The sequence below is a fragment of the Marmoricola sp. OAE513 genome (assembly GCF_040546585.1).
GTDB lineage: Bacteria > Actinomycetota > Actinomycetes > Propionibacteriales > Nocardioidaceae > Marmoricola.
In genome coordinates this window covers 3,704,995-3,722,736 of sequence record NZ_JBEPOC010000001.1, presented here as the reverse complement: position 1 = coordinate 3,722,736, position 17,742 = coordinate 3,704,995, and the positions used below count along the sequence as shown (strand labels likewise).

Below are 17,742 nucleotides of genomic sequence, written 5' to 3'. Positions count from 1 at the left end.
GGCGGTCACCCGAGCAAGCGGCGGACGAGCTCGCTGTCGTCGCCGTGCTTCTCGAGATCGGCCAGGACGATCGCCAGGGCTTCGCGCACCAGCCGGCCGCGGTCCACGGCCAGGCCGTGGTGGCGTCGCAGGTCCAGGCGCGCGTGCTCGATGTCCACGAGCTCGTCAGCCGTCACGTAGACGGTCATCTTCTCGTCGTGCCGTACCCGCCCGCTGGACTGGCGCGGTCCGGCCGCCTTCTTGGCCGCAGCCTTCTTCGCCGGCTTGGCGTCCGGGACAGCCTTGACCGACGGCGCGTCCTCGCCGTTCTCGTCCTCGCTGGTCGGCCGGAACAGGTCGTCAGCCGTCGGCAGGCTCACGCGTCGTGCTGCCAACGAGCCAGCACCTCCTTGGCCAGCTGCCGGTAGGAGTCGGCACCGGTGGACGAGGACGCGTACGCCGTGATCGGCTCGCCGGCCACGGTGGCGTCCGAGAACTTCACGGTACGCCGGATGACGGTGTGGAAGACGGTGTCCCCCCATGCCTCGACGAGCCGCTCCATGACCTCGCGGCTGTGCAGCGTCCGGCCGTCGAACATGGTGCCGAGGATGCCCTCGACCTCCAGACGCGGGTTGAGGCGCTCCTTGACCTTGTCGATCGTGGTCTTGAGCAGCGCGACGCCACGCAGCGCGAAGTACTCGCACTCCAGCGGAACGATGACGCCGTCCGAGGCGGTGAGCGCGTTCACCGTCAGCAGGCCGAGGGACGGCTGGCAGTCGATGAGGATGACGTCGTACTTCTCCAGCGCCGGGGCGAGCACGCGCTGCAGGGTCTGCTCGCGGGCGACCTCGTGCACCAGCTGCACCTCGGCGGCGGACAGGTCGATGTTCGAGGGCAGCAGGTCCATGCCGGCCACACCGCTCGGCACGACGACCTCCTCGAGCGCGACCTCACGGTCCATGAGCAGGTTGTAGATGGAGTACTCCATCTGGTGCGGGTTGAGACCCAGGCCGACCGAGAGCGAGCCCTGCGGGTCGAAGTCCACGAGCAGGACCTTGCGCCCGTACTCGGCCAGCGAGGCGCCCAGGTTGATCGTCGTCGTGGTCTTGCCGACGCCACCCTTCTGGTTGCACATCGAGATGACGCGCGCCTTCGTGCGCGCCCCCACGGGGCCGGGCTCCGGGAAGTCGGGCAGTGGCCGACCGGTCGCGCCGATCACGGCGTCCACGGTGTTCTCCTCAGGCTGGACGACAGGTGTCTCCAGGGTGACAGCAGGGTCCGACTTGTACGGCAGCACCGTCGCGTCCTGCTGCTCCCGCTCCTGCGCGGTGACCGGGTTGTGAACCATCGGTGGCACCTCGGAGGCGCTGGTGGAGTGTCCGCCGAATCCGTCGGCACCGCTCATGGTCCGGTTCCCCTGTCTCAGTCGACTGCAGCTTTGTCGACTTGGCCACAAGTCGTGCAGTGGGCGCGACTCTAGGCCCGCCGGGTCAGGGCATACAAGGCGAGCCGGAGGTCTGATGGACCCGAACTGAAATCTGGGGAAACAGTGTGCACAGAGTCCCGCTCAGATGCACAGGAGACCCTCTGCCTGTGCATAAACCTGTGCGTTTCTCAGGCCTTCAGCGCACGCGGATGAGCAGCGGCGTAGACCTCGCGCAGACCGTCGACGGTCACCAGCGTGTAGACCTGGGTGGTGGTCACCGACGCGTGCCCGAGGAGCTCCTGGACGACCCGGATGTCGGCACCGCCCTCGAGCACGTGGGTGGCGAACGAGTGCCGCAGGGTGTGGGGCGAGACCTCGGCGGTGATGCCCGCACGTTCGGCCGACTTCACGATCACCGTCCAGGCGCTCTGCCGCGACAGCCGTCCGCCGCGGGCGTTGAGGAACAGGGCCGGGGTGCCCTTCCCGGCGGAGACCAGCTCCGGGCGGGCGCGGGTCAGGTACGCCGCCACCGTCTCGGCGGCGTACCTGCCGAACGGAACGATCCGCTCCTTGCTGCCCTTGCCCCGGAGCAGCACCGTCTGCGTCTCCAGGTCGACGTCGTCGATGTCGAGACCGACGACCTCGGAGATGCGCGCCCCGGCGCCGTACAGCATCTCCAGCAGCGCGCGGTCCCGCAGCGCCAGCACGGTGCCCGGAGCACCGGCCGCCTCGAAGATCGCCATCACGTCGTCGAACGGGATCGCCTTCGGCAGCCGCTTGGCGGGCTTCGGCGGGCGCACCGCGACCGACGGGTCGAGCTCGGCGAGACCGTCGGCGACCGCGAACTTGTGGAAGCCGCGGACCGCCACGATGGTGCGTCCGGCGGACGTCGCGCTGAGCGGCGGGTTCTCGCTGTCCCCCTCGCGCAGTGCGGTCAGGAAGCCGAGCACGGTCTGCTCGGAGATCGCGCCCAGGTCGCCGATCCCGACGCTGTCCAGGTAACCCAGGTAGCGGCGCAGGTCGCGGCGGTAGGAGGACAGCGTGTTCGCCGCGAGCCCGCGCTCGACCCCGAGGTGGTCGAGGTAGGTGCGGACCGCGCGGACGAGCGGGCTGGGCCTGGTTGCGGCGTCTGGTTCGGTCAGGACGAGGCTCCTGCAAGAGCGTCCTCGGGAGCCACGGACGCGATGCCGTGCGCTTCCCCGACGGGCGGGCAGGTCAGGGTCCCGGCGTGGGTGTTCAGCCCCAGCGCCAAGGAGCGGTCGGCGCTGCAGGCGCCGTGCCAACCCTTGTCGGCCAGCGCGACGGCGTACGGCAGGGTCGCGTTGGTCAGCGCGTACGTCGAGGTGTTCGGCACCGCGCCGGGCATGTTCGCGACGCAGTAGAACGTCGAGTTGTGCACCTGGTACGTCGGGTCCGCGTGCGTGGTGGCGTGGGTGTCCTCGAAGCAGCCACCCTGGTCGACCGCGATGTCGACCAGGACCGAGCCCGGCTTCATCCGGGACACCAGGTCGTTGCTGACCAGCTTGGGGGCGGCCGCGCCCGGCACCAGCACCGCACCGATGACGAGGTCCGCCTCCATCACCTGCTGCTCCAGGGCCAGCTTCGAGGACGCGAGTCCGTGCACCCGGTTGTTGTAGCGCCAGAAGGACATCCGGAGCTTGTCGAGGTCGGTGTCGAGCAGCGTGACGTCCGCTCCCATGCCGAGCGCGATGTTCGCCGCGTTCTGACCCGAGACTCCGGCCCCGATGATGACGACCTTGGCGTTCGCGACACCGCCGACCCCGCCCATCAGCACGCCGCGACCACCTTGGGCCTTCAGCAGCGAGTGGGCGCCGACTTGCGGCGCCAGGCAACCGGCGACCTCGGACATCGGGTAGAGCAGCGGCAGCCCGCCCGAGGGCAGCTGGACGGTCTCGTAGGCGATCGAGGTGACCTTGCGGGCGACGAGCTCCTCGGTCAGCGGCCGGTCCGCGGCGAGGTGGAGGTAGGTGAACAGGACGAGGCCCTCGCGCAGGCGATGGTACTCCTCGGCAACCGGTTCCTTGACCTTGAGCACGAGCTCCGCGCTCCCCCAGACCTCGTCGGCGGAGTCGATGATCTTCGCGCCGGCGGCCTCGTACTCGCTGTCCTCGATCGACGACCCCGCCCCGGCCGATCTCTCGACGAGGACCTCGTGCCCGTGCGCCACCAGCTCGTGGACGCCGATGGGCGTGATCGCCACCCGGTACTCGTGGTTCTTGACTTCCTTCGGTACGCCGACCCTCACAGCGGTCCTCCCAGACAGTTGGACGGCACGTCGTCGTGCCCTGCTCGGGATTGTATGACTCAGGTCACTCCGCAGGTCGGTCGAGGCGGCCGCGGGCTCGCAGCGCCTCGACGCCCAGCACCGCCGCCGCGAGCGGCGCGTCCGCAGCACGACCGTCCAGCACCGCGTCGAGGAGGTCGGCGTACGGCACCCGCTCCAGCGTCATGTCGGCCTCCTCGTGCTGGACCTCGAAGTCCCGCGGGACCTCGCGCAGCGAGCGGGCCAGGTACAGCGCGTGGGTCTCCGAGGTGATCCCCGGGGACGCGTACGTCGTCAGCAGGTGCGTCCAGTCGTCCGCGGCCAGGGCAGCCTCCTCGCGCAGCTCGCGCTGCGCGGCGACCAGCGGGTCCTCCCCCGGCTTGTCGAGCTTGCCGGCCGGCAGCTGGATCATCCGCTTCTGCACCGCGTGCCGGTACTGGCGCAGGACGACGACCTGCTCGTCCTCGTCGATCGCCAGCACGACCACGGCGCCCGGGTCCTCGACCACGAGCCGGGTGAACTCGTGCTCGGGCTCACCGGGGACGTGGATCGTGTCCTCGCGGAACTTCACCACCCAGCCGGTCTCGTAGACGTACTCCGACCTTGTCCGCGGCCAGGACTGCGGGACGTCCGCGAGCTCGTCACTCATCGGAGTCGTCGGCGTGCCGGCGCAGACCGGTCTCGTCGATCGGGATCCGCAGCTCGCGCTGGCGGGTGATCGCTGCGCCGACCAGACCGGCGAACAGCGGGTGCGGGCGCGTCGGTCGCGACCGGAGCTCGGGGTGCGCCTGGGTGGAGACGTAGTACGGGTGCACCTCGGCCGGCAGCTCGACGTACTCGACGAGGTTGTGGTCCGGCGACAGCCCGGAGAAGACCAGGCCGGCCTGCTCGAGCTTGTCGCGGTAGGCGTTGTTGACCTCGTAGCGGTGACGGTGCCGCTCCTCGACCTGAGCAGCCCCGTACGCCGCCCGGACGACCGAGCCCTCGGCGAGGTTCGCCGGGTACAGGCCCAGACGCATGGTCCCGCCCAGGTCGCCTGCACCCTCGACGAACGCGTGCTGCTCCTCCATGGTCGCGACCACCGGCTCGGCGCACTCCGGGTCGAACTCGGTCGAGGCGGCCTCGGTCAGGCCGGCCTCGTTGCGCGCGTACTCGATGACCATGCACTGCAGGCCGAGGCAGATGCCGAGGGTCGGGATCAGGTTGTTCCGGGCGTAGGTGAGTGCCCCGAGCTTGCCCTCGATGCCCCGGATGCCGAACCCGCCGGGGACCAGGACCGCGTCGACGTCGGCCAGCGCCTTGGCGGCGCCCTCACGGGTCGCGCACTCGTCCGACGGGATCCAGGAGACGTTGACCTTGGCCTTGTGGGCGAACCCGCCGGCGCGCAGCGCCTCGACCACCGAGAGGTAGGCGTCGGGCAGGTCGATGTACTTGCCGACCAGACCGACGGTGACCTCCTCGTCGGGGTGGTGCACGCGCTGCAGCAGGTCGTCCCAGGTGCTCCAGTCGACGTCGCGGAACGGCAGGTTGAGGCGCCGTACGACGTAGGCGTCCAGACCCTCCTTGTGCAGCACCTTCGGGATGTCGTAGATCGAGGGCGCGTCGGCCGCGGTGACCACCGCGTCCTGGTCGACGTCGCACATCAGCGAGATCTTCTTCTTGATGCTGTCCGGCAGCTGGCGGTCCGCGCGGCAGACGATGGCGTCCGGCTGGATACCGATCGAGCGCAGCTGGGCGACCGAGTGCTGGGTCGGCTTGGTCTTGAGCTCCTGGCTCGGACCGATCCACGGGACCAGCGAGACGTGCAGGAAGAAGACGTTGTCGCGCCCCAGGTCGTGGCGCACCTGGCGGGCTGCCTCGAGGAACGGGAGCGACTCGATGTCACCGACGGTGCCACCGATCTCGGTGATGACGACATCAACAGGGTCGCCGTCCTCCCGAGTCCCCATCGCGCGGATCCGGTCCTTGATCTCGTTGGTGATGTGCGGGATCACCTGCACGGTGTCGCCGAGGTAGTCGCCGCGGCGCTCCTTGGCGATCACGGTCGAGTACACCTGTCCGGTGGTGACGTTCGCGATCTGGTTGAGGTCGGTGTCCAGGAAGCGTTCGTAGTGCCCGACGTCGAGGTCGGTCTCGGCGCCGTCGTTGGTCACGAAGACCTCACCGTGCTGGAACGGGTTCATCGTGCCCGGGTCCACGTTCAGGTACGGGTCGAGCTTCTGCATCGTGACCCGCATGCCGCGCGACTTCAGCAGGCTCCCGAGACTGGAGGCGGTCAGTCCCTTGCCGAGCGACGAGGCAACCCCGCCGGTGACGAAAACGTGCTTGGTCGGCTGGCTTGGTGCCAAGGTGACTCCCGTGTCCTGGTTCGCATGAGGTGCAGGTCTGCGGGGGCAAAACCCCTACATCTCCACGGGATTCGATCCTACCAAGAAACTGGGCATCCTTCGTACGACGCTCCCGACTGGTCCAGGCAGATCGAGGAATTCCGCGCAGGACTTCTACGACAGAGGCGGGACGGCGTCGTCGACGTCACCGACCGCACCGAAGTCGCCGACGTCGCCCCGGGTACGGGCGGCGATCGCCAGGATCGCGGCCACCCGTCCGGCCGCGCTCTCGACGCTGTCGACCGTGCTGTACCTGCCGTCCGCGGCACGCAGCGCCCCGAGCAGTCCGTTGAGCCCTGCGGACCCGGCTGGCCCGGCCACCACCGTCGGGATCTGCGCGGCGTACGTCGTCAGGGCGGCGGTGAGCGCTTCGTAGGCGTCGGGATCCGTCTGGTCGGGGAGCAGCACCAGCGTCAGTCCCGCGCGCGCACCGACCTTGACCCCCTCGACCAGCTTCGCGGCCTCGAACCCCGACATCACCCCCAGCGCCGGCCCGTCGTAGAGACCTCCGACCGAGCGCGAGGCAGGCGGCACGGCGATGCCGCGGGCGAGCAGCGCGCCGAAGCGTTGGTACGTCGACGCGTCAGCGGGCGCCACCAGCCCGGGGGTCTGGGCGGCGAGCTGGCTGGTGAGGGCGTCGACGAGACCGGTGCTTCCGGAGGAGAGCAACGTCGCCGTGAGCCCCACCTCCGCCGACACCTCGCCCCCGGCAGCGCGGACCAGACCGCGGAGCAGGTCGGCGGTGTCGAAGCTGGCACCGGGGAGCACCACCAGGGCGACCTTGCGACCGGTCAACGTGCCGGCCAGGACCCGGGAGGCCGTCGTCCCGGCGTAGGCGTCGCTGAACGACCTCGCGTCGCGCAGGTCCCGGAGCCGTTCGTCGTAGCCCTCCTGCGCCCGGTCGTCGGTGCGCGGAGCGTCGTCCTGCAGGGGCCCGGCGCCCAGCACGACGCCGAGAGCGACCAGGACCACCGCCGCAGCGGCAGCGAGCGCCCGTGCCCTCATCGGCCGAGACTTCCGGGCAGGTGCGGACGCAGGTCGTGCCACCAGTCCTGACCCACCGGCGTCGCCGCGACGGCGACGGCGAGCACCCCGAGGGCGACCACCAGGGTCAGGGCGACCTGCCACCGGCGGACCCGACCGGTGTACAGCAGCGGGACAGCGGACGCCTCGACGAGCACGGCACCGACCTTGAGCCGGGTCAGGACGTTGCTGGCCTGGGCGCTGCGGTTGCGGTCGATGAAGTCCTCGAGGGTCGAGGGGTAACCGACCGGGATGACAAGCCGGGCGCCGGCCCGGTGGGCGAGGAGCAGACCGACGTCCGTCCCCGCCAGGTCGGTCGACGTCTCGTGGACCACCTTGCCGGCGTCCTCCGCCCGACGGCGAGCCGCGGCGCCCGCTCCGACCAGCAGCACCTCGCGGCACCGCGTCAACGTCCTGGGTCTGACCTGACCGGCTGCACTCAGCACCACCACGTCGGGGCGCAGCCCACGCTCCACCGCGACGTCGGCGCCCCCGTCCACCGCGATCAGCGCCGGCTTCTGCTCACGCAGGAAACCTCGGAGCTTCTTGAGGTCCTCGGGACGCGCCGTCGGTCCGACGACCACCACGGGTCGCCCCTCGACGGGGGTCTGCACCTGAGGGATCCCCTCACCGTGGAGGAGGAATCCCTCCTCGTGCCGCAACAGCTCGCTGGTGGTGTGCGCGAAGGTCTCCAGCTGGGCGGCGAGGCCGGAGCTGGCGGCCGTCATCCGTCGGGTGATCTGGCCGATCTCGACCGCCTGGACGTCGAGCGCGACGACGGGCCCGTCGTACAGGGTGCCGTCGTGCAGCCGCAGCGTGCTCCCGTCGCTCAGCGCCAGGATGCCCTCGCGGGCGCCCTCGAGGAGCACGACGCCGTTCTCGGCGAGCAGCTTCGGCCCGAGGTTCGCGAACCTGCCGGAGATGAACTCCGCCGCGTTCAGCACGGCGTACGGGCGGCGGTCCAGCAGGGTGCGCGCGGTCTCCGCGTCGAGGTCGCGGTGGTCGATGACGACCAGGCACCCGGTCAGGTCGCGGGCGAGCAGTGTCGCGGTGTCGCGGTGGGCGTGCACCCGCAGGGTGACACCGGGTGGGGCGGCTGGAGCAGGGCGGCGGAGGGAGAAGCGCATATCCGGACAATCGTGACACGCGGCGCGCCCGAGGCCGCCCGACCCGGCAGACCGGGCGTGTCGTCGTCAGCCCGGTCAGCGTCGGTCAGCTGCGGGCGGCGCGCGCCTGCTGCGCGACGTCGAGGAGCTCCTGGGCGTGGGCCATCGCGGTCTCTGACTCCTCGAGCCCCGCGAGCATCCGGGACAGCTCCCGGACCCGGCCGTCGTCGTCCAGGGTCTCCAAACCTGAGGTGGTGACGGTCCCGTCGCTCGACTTCGCCACCACCACGTGCCGGTCGGCGAAGGCGGCCACCTGCGGGAGGTGCGTGACGACGAGGACCTGGGCACTGCCCGCGAGCGCGGCGAGCCGTCGGCCGATCTCGACCGCCGCCTTGCCCCCGACGCCGGCGTCGACCTCGTCGAACACGAACGTCGGCACCGGGCTGGTGCCGGCCAGGACGACCTCGATCGCCAGCATCACCCGAGACAGCTCACCGCCCGAGGCACCCTTGTTCAGCGGACGTGCCTCCGACCCGGTGTTGGCCGCGAGCAGGATCTCGATCTGGTCGACGCCGTGCGCGGTGAAGCGCCAGGTACCCCCGTCCACGGCGAGCCCGTGGGCGTCCTCGGTCCGGGTGAGCCGGATCTCGACCCGAGCGTGCGGCATCGCGAGCGCCGTCAGCTCCTCGCTGACTGCGGCAGACAGCCTGGTCGCTGCAGCGGCACGGGCCGACGACAGGTCGCCGGCCTGGGTCGCGAGCTCGGTCCGCAGGCGCGCGGTCTCGGCGCGGAGCTCCTCGATCCGCTCCTCGGAGTTGTCGAGCAGCAGCAGCCTCTCGGCGGCAGCGGCGGACCAGGCGAGCACCTCGTCGATGGTCTCGCCGTACTTGCGGGTCAGCGAGGTCAGCGTCGCGCGGCGCTCGGAGACCACCGCCAGTCGTGCCGGGTCGGTCTCGAGTCCGGTCGCGTAGGACGCCACGTCCGCCGCGACGTCGGAGAGCAGGTAGGTGACCTCGGCGACGCGGTCGGCCAGCCGTCCGGCCTCCTCGTCGTGCTCGCGCACCGACTCCAGCGCTCGCCGCGCCAGGGCAGCAGCACCGAGGGCATCGGGGGTCTCGTCCTCGGCGGACAGCGCCTCGCGTGCCGTCTCGGCCGCAGTGCGCAGCGTGTCGGCGAACCCGAGCCGGCCCTCCTCGGCAGCCAGCGCGAGGTCCTCCCCCGGCACCGGCTCGACGGCCTCGATCTCGGCGAGGCCGAGTCGCAGGACGTCCGCCTCGCGGGCGCGTTCGCGCGAAGCCCCGAGCACCTCGGCCAGCTCCGCCTCGACCGCTCGGAGGGCGGCGAAGTTGCGGGCGTAGGCGTCCTTGAGCCGGTCGACCTTGCTCCCGGCGAAGGCGTCCAGCGCGGCCCGCTGGGCGTCGGCCTGCAGCAGCCGGTGCTGGTCGGACTGCCCGTGCACGGCGACCAGGTGGTCGGCCACGGTCTGCAGTGCCGAGACGGGAACCGAGGCCCCGCCGAGGAACGCCCGCGAACGACCCTCGCTGGAGAGCTGACGGGCCAGCAGCAGGGCGCCGTCCTCGACCTCTCCCCCGTACTCCTCGGTCAGCTGGCCGACGCGACCAGCGGCAGCGCCGAGGGCCACGACGCCCTCCACGCGGGCTGCCTTGGCGCCGTTGCGCACCGCTCCGGCGTCCGACCGTGCTCCGAGCAGCAGGCCGAGCGCGGTGACCAGCATCGTCTTGCCCGCGCCGGTCTCCCCGGTGACGACGTTCAGACCCGGTCCCAGCTCCAGGACGGACTCCTCGATCACCCCGAGGGAGGCGATCCGGATCTCCTCGATCATGCCGGATCCGCCGCCTCGGGCTGTGGCTTGCGACGACGTTCCGACGCACCACGCCACCCCTCGACGGGCAGGTCGAACTTGGCGACCAGCCGGTCGGTGAACGGTGCCTGGTGCAGACGGACCAGCCGGACCGGCTTGCTCCCGCGGCGCACCTCGATGCGCGCCCCCGGCGGGAGCTCGACCGTACGGCGACCGTCGCACCACAGCACGCCGGCGCCCTGGGTCTGCGCGAGCACCTCGACCGCGAGGACCGAGTCCGGAGCGACGACCAGAGGCCGCGCGAACAGTGCGTGCGCACTGATCGGCACCATCAGGAGCGCCTCCACCCCGGGCCACACCACGGGCCCGCCGGCGGAGAAGTTGTACGCCGTCGAACCGGTCGGTGTGGCGCACACGACCCCGTCGCAGCCCCACCGGCTGAGCGGCCGGCCGTCGACCTCCACGACGACCTCGAGCATCCGCTGCCGGGCCGCCTTCTCGACGCTCGCCTCGTTCAGCGCCCAGGTCGAGGAGACCAGCTCCTTGCCCTGGTAGACCCGGACGTCGATGGTGAGCCGGTCCTCGGCGGTGTACCGGCGCTCGAGGATCGCCTCGATCGTCGCCTCCAGGTCCTCGCTCTCGGCCTCCGCGAGGAAGCCGACGTGGCCGAGGTTGATGCCCAGCAGCGGCGTCCCGGACTCGTGGGTCAGCTCCGCGGCGCGCAGGATGGTGCCGTCGCCGCCGATGACGACGACGAGCTCGCAGCCCTCGGACGCCTCGTCCTCGCTGACCAGCTCGACGTTGGCGGTGGCGTCGACGCCGAGCTCGTCGGCCTCCTCGGCGAGGACCTGGACGACGACGTCCTGCCCGACCAGCGCGGCGAGCACCTTGCGGGCGACGGCGAGCGCCTCGTCACGACCGGTGTGCGCCAGCAGCAGGATCCGGCGTACGCAGTCCTGGGCGCCGTCCTGGGCGCCGTCCTGGGCGCCGTCCTGGGCGAGGTCCGCGGACCGGTGCTGGTCTGTGCTCACGGCTACAGCCTCTCACCAGCGGCGTCGGTGAGGACGGAACGGCTCGCCTCGGCTGTGATCTCCGGCTCGCCGATCGAGGGTGTGCCCTTCCGGAGCCACAGGAAGAACTCCACGTTCCCCGACGGACCAGGGAGCGGGCTGACCGCGACGCCGACTGCACCCCAGCCGCGCTCCGCGGCGTCCTCGGCCACGCGGAGCACGGCGTCGGCCCGGTGGGCCGGGTCGCGGACGACACCGCCCTTGCCGAGTCGGTCCTTGCCGACCTCGAACTGCGGCTTCACCATCAGGGCGAGGTCGCCGTCGGGACGGGTGACCCCGATCAGTGCTTCGAGGACCAGACGCAGCGAGATGAAGGACAGGTCGCCCACCACGACGTCCACCGGCCCGCCGATCAGGTCGGGCGTGAGCTCGCGGATGTTGGTGCGGTCGTGGACGTGCACGCGGTCGTCGGACTGCAGCGACCAGGCGAGCTGACCGTAGCCGACGTCGACCGCGACCACCTCGGCAGCGCCGGCCCGCAGCAGGACATCGGTGAATCCGCCGGTGGAGGCACCGGCGTCCAGGCACCGCCGACCCACCACCGACAAGCCACGGGGCGCGAACGCGGCCAGCGCGCCGGCGAGCTTGTGCCCGCCGCGACTGACGTAGTCGGGCTTGTCCGGGTCGGCCCGGACGACGAGGTCGGAGTCGGTGGTGACGCCGGTCGCCGGTTTGGTCGCACGCTGCCCCTGCACCGTCACCCGGCCGTCGGCGATCAGCTCGGCAGCGTGGTCGCGCGACCGGGCGAGACCGCGACGGACCAGCTCGGCGTCGAGGCGGAGACGACGAGGAGGCATCCCAGCGTCAGCTCAGCTCGCGTCGTCGCCCGCGCCGGACAACGTGGCGCGCAGCTGCTCGTGCGCCTTCTCGAACAGGGCGACGTGCTCGTCCACGGGCACGGCGTCGAGGGACTCCAACGACCTGATGACCTCGTCCACGGCCTCGTTGCCCGTCTCGACCACGCCCGGGGCACGCGCGGCAGCCTCTTCCGGGCTGTCCTCGAGCAGCGCCTCGCGCCGCTCCTCGTCGGTGATGTCCGCAGGCTGTTCGGTCATGGGGCAACGCTACCTGGGACGACCGACGTGGTCCGCGCAGGTCGACCCGTCGCGTCCAGGTGCGCCCACAGCGCCAGGCTGACAGCAGCCCACCAGGAGTGCTCGTCACCGGTGCCGTGGACCCGCAGTCGGTCGTCCACGACCTCGGCCGACCAGGTGCCGGCCTCGACCTCGCGGGTGAGCGCGGTCAGGTCGGCGGCGACGTACGTCGGCCGGAGCGCGGGTTCCAGCGCGGCCACGTCGGCGAGCGTGGTCACGCCGGTCATCACCAGGAGGCTGTCCCAGCCCACGGCGATCGCGCCCTCGATGTCGGTGTCGATGCGGTCGCCCACGACCAGGGGGGCCTTGCCACCGACGCGCGCGAGCGTCTCGCGGAACAAGGGTGGCTGCGGCTTGCCGGCGACCACGGGACTGCGGTCGGCGTACTCGGCGACCAGGCGCACCAGGGTGCCGTTGCCCGGTCCGGCCCCGCGAGGTGTCGGCACGGTCAGGTCGGTGTTGCTGGCGACCCAGGGAAGTCCCTCACGGACCAGCAGCGCACCGGTGATGACCTGGCGCCACGGCATGTCAGGCCCGTAACCCTGGACGACGGCGACGGGCTCCGGATGCTCGGGACCGACGGTGGTCAAGGGCACCAGGCTGTGCTCGCGCAGGGCAGCCTCGAGCCCCGGACCACCGATCACGTAGACCGGGGCTCCGGCCGGGACCTGCTCGGCGACCAAACGGGCTGCTGCCTGCGCGCTGGTCACGACATCGGCAGGTTCTGCGGGGATTCCGATCCGGGTGAGGTGGCGCGCCACGTCGGCCGGAGGGCGGGCGGCGTTGTTCGTGACGAACGCCAGCTTCATGCCGGCCTCGCGCGCCGCAGCCAGACCCCCGGGGGCGTTCTCGACCGCGTGCGCGCCGATGTAGACGACGCCGTCCAGGTCGAGGACGGCGACGTCGTAGCGGTCGGACAGTGGACGCGACCCGGTCACGGCTTCAGGACTTCGGGAGCGAGCGCTCGATCTCGAGCGCGCGCAGACCGGCGTCGGTGATCTCGTCGACGTCGATGGCTTCGGTGCGGTGGAACCACTCCAGAGCGTCCTCGGGGCGCTTGCCGGCGAGCAAGGTCTCGGCGTAGGCGTACCGGAGCCGGACCACCCAGGGGGCGCGCGACTTCGAGTTCAGGTTGCCGTTCTCCAGCGTGCGCAGCGCGGCATCGATCTCACCGCGGTCGCGACGGGCTCCCGCTTCCACGATGATCACCTCGGCGAGCAGCGGCGGAGCGAACTTGTCCCGAGGCGTGTTCTTGAGCAGCGTGAGCGCCCGGTCGGGGCGTCCGAGCGCGCGCTCGCAGTCGGCCATGATGGCCACGTAGTCGTGGGCACCGTTCATCCTCTTGGCGGAGCGCAGCTCGGCGAGAGCCTCGCTGTACTCCCCCGCCGCGTACGCCGCCTCACCCACGGCCTCGCGCACCACGGCCAGCCGGCCGGCGCGTGCCCGGGCGGCGAGCGTGTGCTGGTACGCAACCTTCGGGTCGGAGTCCATCAGCTCGCCGGCAGCGACGAGGTGCCGGGCGACCCGGAGCATCAGCTTCTCGGGAAGCGACTTCAGCTGGTCGGCCACGGAGCGGTCGAGCTCCTTGCCGGTGATCCACTCCGCGATCTCCGGGCCGTCGTACTTGGCCTGGTCCGCCGTGCGCGCGACGTCGGAACGCGGCGGACGTCGATCGTCACGTCGGTCACGGCTGTACGGGCGGGAACCGCCGCGGTTGTCGTCACGCTTGCCGTACGGCTTCTTGTCGCCGTCGCGCTTCGCGTACGGCTTGTTGTCAGTCGAACGCGTGGAGCTTCGTCCGCTTCCTGAGCGAGAAGGGCCGGAACGGCCGCTGCTGGATCCGCCCTTGCCGGCGGGTCGGGACTGCCTGGGCTGACGGTCGTCTGCCACGGTTCCTCCAAGTCGATCTGACACTTTTGAGTTTGAGTTTGTTACAGAGTTTCGCCCGCTCACAAGCCCGGAAAAGGCGTAAGGGCCGCCCCCGGAGGGGCGACCCTTACTAAATTTATGTCCGGCGACGTCCTACTCTCCCACAACCTCCCGGTTGCAGTACCATCGGCGCTGAAGGGCTTAACTTCCAGGTTCGGAATGGAGCTGGGTGTTTCCCCTTCGCTATGGCCGCCGAAACTCTATTGAGTTATTCAATCTCAGCCTTAACAGGCTCCCGACCGTAACTCGGGAACCACACAGTGGACGCGCAACATCTTTGAGGGACAAGCCCTCGGCCTATTAGTACCGGTCGGCTAGGTATTACTACTGTACACCTCCGGCCTATCAACCCAGTCGTCTACTGGGGGCCTTACCCGGTTAACCCGGTGGGAAACCTCATCTTGAAACGTGCTTCCCGCTTAGATGCTTTCAGCGGTTATCACTTCCGAACGTAGCTAACCAGCCGTGCTCCTGGCGGAACAACTGGCACACCAGAGGTTCGTCCACCCCGGTCCTCTCGTACTAGGGGCAGCTTTTCTCAAGTTTCCTGCGCGCGCGGCGGATAGGGACCGAACTGTCTCACGACGTTCTAAACCCAGCTCGCGTGCCGCTTTAATGGGCGAACAGCCCAACCCTTGGGACCTACTCCAGCCCCAGGATGCGACGAGCCGACATCGAGGTGCCAAACCATCCCGTCGATATGGACTCTTGGGGAAGATCAGCCTGTTATCCCCGGGGTACCTTTTATCCGTTGAGCGACGCCGCTTCCACATGCCAGCGCCGGATCACTAGTTCCGACTTTCGTCCCTGCTCGAGCTGTCACTCTCACAGTCAAGCTCCCTTGTGCACTTACACTCGAAACCTGATTGCCAACCAGGCTGAGGGAACCTTTGAGCGCCTCCGTTACATTTTAGGAGGCAACCGCCCCAGTTAAACTACCCATCAGGCACTGTCCCTGATCCAGATAATGGACCTAGGTTAGATGTCTAATACGATCAGAGTGGTATTTCAACGATGACTCCACGAGAACTGGCGTCCCCGCTTCAAAGTCTCCCACCTATCCTACACAAATCGAACCAAACACCAATACCAAACTATAGTAAAGGTCCCGGGGTCTTTCCGTCCTGCCGCGCGTAACGAGCATCTTTACTCGTAGTGCAATTTCGCCGAGTCCATGGTTGAGACAGCGCCCAAGTCGTTACTCCATTCGTGCAGGTCGGAACTTACCCGACAAGGAATTTCGCTACCTTAGGATGGTTATAGTTACCACCGCCGTTTACTGGGGCTTAAGTTCTGAGCTTCGCTCCGAAGAGCTAACCCGTCCCCTTAACCTTCCAGCACCGGGCAGGAGTCAGTCCGTATACATCGTCTTACAACTTCGCACGGACCTGTGTTTTTAGTAAACAGTCGCTTGGGCCTGGTCTCTGCGGCCATCAATGCTTTTTGCAGCAAGTGCAATAACAAATCCGGCCCCCCTTCTCCCGAAGTTACGGGGGCATTTTGCCGAGTTCCTTAACCATGGTTCACTCGATCGCCTTAGTATTCTCTACCTGATCACCTGAGTCGGTTTGGGGTACGGGCGGCGCATAGCTCGCTAGAGGTTTTTCTCGGCAGCATAGGATCATCCACTTCGTCCATAAGGACTCCCCATCAGGTCTCAGGCATGCAGTTGACGGATTTGCCTATCAACAGCCCTACACCCTTAGCCGTGGTCTACCATCGCCACGGTTGGACTACCTTCCTGCGTCACCCCATCGCTTGACTACTACCGGTTCGGGTCCTGTGCTCCGCCTTGCCCTCTCGCCCCGAAGGGTCCGATAAGCAAGGTTTCGGACAGTTAGCATCACCGGGTTCGTCATGGGCGCTATTTTGCCGGTACGGGAATATCAACCCGTTGTCCATCGACTACGCCTGTCGGCCTCGCCTTAGGTCCCGACTTACCCAGGGCAGATTAGCTTGACCCTGGAACCCTTGATCATTCGGCGGAAGAGTTTCTCACTCTTCATTCGCTACTCATGCCTGCATTCTCACTCGTGTGGCGTCCACGGCTGGATCACTCCGCCGCTTCACTCGCCACACGACGCTCCCCTACCTATCCGTGCAACTGGACCCGAAGGCCTGTCTTAAGCACGAATACCATAGCTTCGGTGGATAACTTGAGCCCCGCTACATTGTCGGCGCAGAATCACTTGACCAGTGAGCTATTACGCACTCTTTCAAGGGTGGCTGCTTCTAAGCCAACCTCCTGGTTGTCTGTGCGACTCCACATCCTTTTCCACTTAGTTATCGCTTAGGGACCTTAGCTGATGGTCTGGGCTGTTTCCCTCTCGACAATGGAGCTTATCCCCCACTGTCTCACTGCTGCGCTCTCACTTACCGGCATTCGGAGTTTGGCTAACGTCAGTAACCTTGTTGGGCCCATTGGCTATCCAGTGCTCTACCTCCGGCAAGAAACACGCAACGCTGCACCTAAATGCATTTCGGGGAGAACCAGCTATCACGAAGTTTGATTGGCCTTTCACCCCTATCCACAGGTCATCCCCTCAGTTTTCAACCTAAGTGGGTTCGGTCCTCCACGCGGTCTTACCCGCGCTTCAACCTGCCCATGGATAGATCACTTCGCTTCGGGTCTTGAGCGTGCCACTCAGTCGCCCTATTCGGACTCGCTTTCGCTACGGCTTCCCCACACGGGTTAACCTTGCGACACACCGCAAACTCGCAGGCTCATTCTTCAAAAGGCACGCTGTCACAGTTATAAATAACCGCTCCAACGGATTGTAGGCACATGGTTTCAGGTACTATTTCACTCCCCGCCAGGGGTACTTTTCACCTTTCCCTCACGGTACTTGTCCGCTATCGGTCACCAAGGAGTATTTAGGCTTAACGGGTGGTCCCGCCAGATTCACACGGAATTTCAGGGGTTCCGTGTTACTTGGGGTGACGTTTCAGAGTCTCATGCTTACGTGTACGGGGGTATCACCCTCTACGCCGGGACTTTCCAGTCCTCTTCGACTTCACAGGAGATTTCTTACTCTGTGCTGGTTCGGCAGAACCAGCTAAACGGCCCCACAACCCTCAAACAGCAACGCCTGCCGGCTATCACACTGCTTGAGTTTGGCCTCTTCCGATTTCGCTCGCCACTACTCTCGGAATCACTATTGTTTTCTCTTCCTGAGGGTACTGAGATGTTTCACTTCCCCTCGTTCCCTCCAACTGCCCTATGTGTTCAGGCAGAGGTAACTGGACATGACTCCAGCTGGGTTTCCCCATTCGGAAATCCCCGGATCACAGTTCTGTTGCCAACTCCCCGGGGCTTATCGCAGGCTCATACGTCCTTCATCGGCTCTTGGTGCCAAGGCATCCACCATGTGCCCTTAGTAGCTTGTCTTGCTACAAAGATGCTCGCGTCCACTGTGTAGTTCTCAAGATACGGGCGGTGCCGCCATCGGTTCCTCGCCTACCGGGAGATCCGCAAGGATCGTTCTCAATGGTTCGAGGGGATGGTGGCCCAAGAAGAATCGATCTCTCGATCCCTCAGGACCCAACAGTGTGCCTGATTCGCTCCCAGCCGCAGCTCTCGGTGTTCCACTCTGAACTCCATCCGAAGATGGCAGAAGTACTG

14 protein-coding genes and 2 rRNA genes are annotated in these 17,742 nt (G+C 67.9%); all 16 read right to left on the bottom strand.

Annotated elements, in window-relative coordinates; genetic code table 11:
- Positions 1–5: 5 nt before the first annotated feature.
- Entirely contained in the window at positions 6–374 is a 369-nt protein-coding gene (locus ABIE44_RS18655) for a hypothetical protein (RefSeq protein ID WP_209714167.1), read from the bottom strand.
- Positions 356–1,327: a ParA family protein gene (locus ABIE44_RS18650; RefSeq protein ID WP_209714169.1), complete on the bottom strand. Its 972-nt coding sequence runs from the start codon at positions 1,325–1,327 to the stop codon at positions 356–358. The genes ABIE44_RS18655 and ABIE44_RS18650 overlap by 19 nt, the downstream gene beginning before the upstream one ends.
- Before the next feature lie 266 nt (positions 1,328–1,593).
- Positions 1,594–2,547 carry a site-specific tyrosine recombinase XerD gene (gene xerD / locus ABIE44_RS18645; RefSeq protein ID WP_209723037.1) on the bottom strand — a complete coding sequence of 318 codons (954 nt, stop codon included), beginning with the start codon at positions 2,545–2,547 and terminating at the stop codon, positions 1,594–1,596.
- Entirely contained in the window at positions 2,544–3,671 is a 1,128-nt protein-coding gene (ald, locus tag ABIE44_RS18640; RefSeq protein ID WP_209714171.1) for an alanine dehydrogenase, read from the bottom strand. Before ald ends, xerD begins: the two co-directional genes overlap by 4 nt.
- Positions 3,672–3,735: 64 nt before the next feature.
- A complete protein-coding gene (locus tag ABIE44_RS18635; protein WP_209714173.1) occupies positions 3,736–4,338 on the bottom strand; it encodes an NUDIX domain-containing protein in 603 nt (200 codons plus the stop codon).
- Positions 4,331–6,037 carry a CTP synthase gene (pyrG, locus tag ABIE44_RS18630; protein ID WP_209714175.1) on the bottom strand — a complete coding sequence of 569 codons (1,707 nt, stop codon included), beginning with the start codon at positions 6,035–6,037 and terminating at the stop codon, positions 4,331–4,333. Before pyrG ends, ABIE44_RS18635 begins: the two co-directional genes overlap by 8 nt.
- A gap of 153 nt (positions 6,038–6,190) precedes the next feature.
- On the bottom strand, positions 6,191–7,081 hold the full coding sequence (locus ABIE44_RS18625; RefSeq protein WP_209714177.1) for a copper transporter: 891 nt from the start codon (positions 7,079–7,081) through the stop codon (positions 6,191–6,193).
- Positions 7,078–8,226: a putative cytokinetic ring protein SteA gene (gene steA, locus ABIE44_RS18620; protein ID WP_209714180.1), complete on the bottom strand. Its 1,149-nt coding sequence runs from the start codon at positions 8,224–8,226 to the stop codon at positions 7,078–7,080. Before steA ends, ABIE44_RS18625 begins: the two co-directional genes overlap by 4 nt.
- An 85-nt stretch (positions 8,227–8,311) precedes the next feature.
- Entirely contained in the window at positions 8,312–10,048 is a 1,737-nt protein-coding gene (gene recN, locus ABIE44_RS18615; RefSeq protein ID WP_209714183.1) for a DNA repair protein RecN, read from the bottom strand.
- The gene (locus ABIE44_RS18610; RefSeq protein ID WP_354438412.1) at positions 10,045–10,968 is read right to left on the bottom strand and encodes an NAD kinase; all 924 of its coding nucleotides are present in this window, start codon (positions 10,966–10,968) and stop codon (positions 10,045–10,047) included. Before ABIE44_RS18610 ends, recN begins: the two co-directional genes overlap by 4 nt.
- Before the next feature lie 92 nt (positions 10,969–11,060).
- The gene (locus ABIE44_RS18605) at positions 11,061–11,894 is read right to left on the bottom strand and encodes a TlyA family RNA methyltransferase (protein ID WP_209714187.1); all 834 of its coding nucleotides are present in this window, start codon (positions 11,892–11,894) and stop codon (positions 11,061–11,063) included.
- Between the two features lie 12 nt (positions 11,895–11,906).
- Positions 11,907–12,152 (bottom strand): hypothetical protein, encoded by a 246-nt coding sequence (locus ABIE44_RS18600; protein ID WP_209714189.1) that lies wholly within the window; start codon positions 12,150–12,152, stop codon positions 11,907–11,909.
- A complete protein-coding gene (locus ABIE44_RS18595; protein WP_209714192.1) occupies positions 12,149–13,129 on the bottom strand; it encodes an HAD-IIA family hydrolase in 981 nt (326 codons plus the stop codon). The genes ABIE44_RS18600 and ABIE44_RS18595 overlap by 4 nt, the downstream gene beginning before the upstream one ends.
- A gap of 4 nt (positions 13,130–13,133) precedes the next feature.
- Positions 13,134–14,081 carry a tetratricopeptide repeat protein gene (locus tag ABIE44_RS18590; RefSeq protein ID WP_209714193.1) on the bottom strand — a complete coding sequence of 316 codons (948 nt, stop codon included), beginning with the start codon at positions 14,079–14,081 and terminating at the stop codon, positions 13,134–13,136.
- A gap of 119 nt (positions 14,082–14,200) precedes the next feature.
- Positions 14,201–14,317, bottom strand: a 5S ribosomal RNA gene (rrf, locus tag ABIE44_RS18585).
- 83 nt (positions 14,318–14,400) lie between these two features.
- Positions 14,401–17,508: ribosomal RNA gene (locus ABIE44_RS18580) — 23S ribosomal RNA — on the bottom strand.
- Positions 17,509–17,742 lie beyond the last annotated feature (234 nt).

Coding starts and splice junctions, on each gene's coding strand:
- ABIE44_RS18650 (WP_209714169.1), bottom strand. CDS start 1,327: ATGGTTCACAACCCGGTCACCGCGCAGGAGCGGGAGCAGCAGGACGCG.
- ABIE44_RS18600 (WP_209714189.1), bottom strand. CDS start 12,152: ATGACCGAACAGCCTGCGGACATCACCGACGAGGAGCGGCGCGAGGCG.
- ABIE44_RS18625 (WP_209714177.1), bottom strand. CDS start 7,081: ATGAGGGCACGGGCGCTCGCTGCCGCTGCGGCGGTGGTCCTGGTCGCT.
- ABIE44_RS18635 (WP_209714173.1), bottom strand. CDS start 4,338: ATGAGTGACGAGCTCGCGGACGTCCCGCAGTCCTGGCCGCGGACAAGG.
- steA (WP_209714180.1), bottom strand. CDS start 8,226: ATGCGCTTCTCCCTCCGCCGCCCTGCTCCAGCCGCCCCACCCGGTGTC.
- ABIE44_RS18605 (WP_209714187.1), bottom strand. CDS start 11,894: ATGCCTCCTCGTCGTCTCCGCCTCGACGCCGAGCTGGTCCGTCGCGGT.
- recN (WP_209714183.1), bottom strand. CDS start 10,048: ATGATCGAGGAGATCCGGATCGCCTCCCTCGGGGTGATCGAGGAGTCC.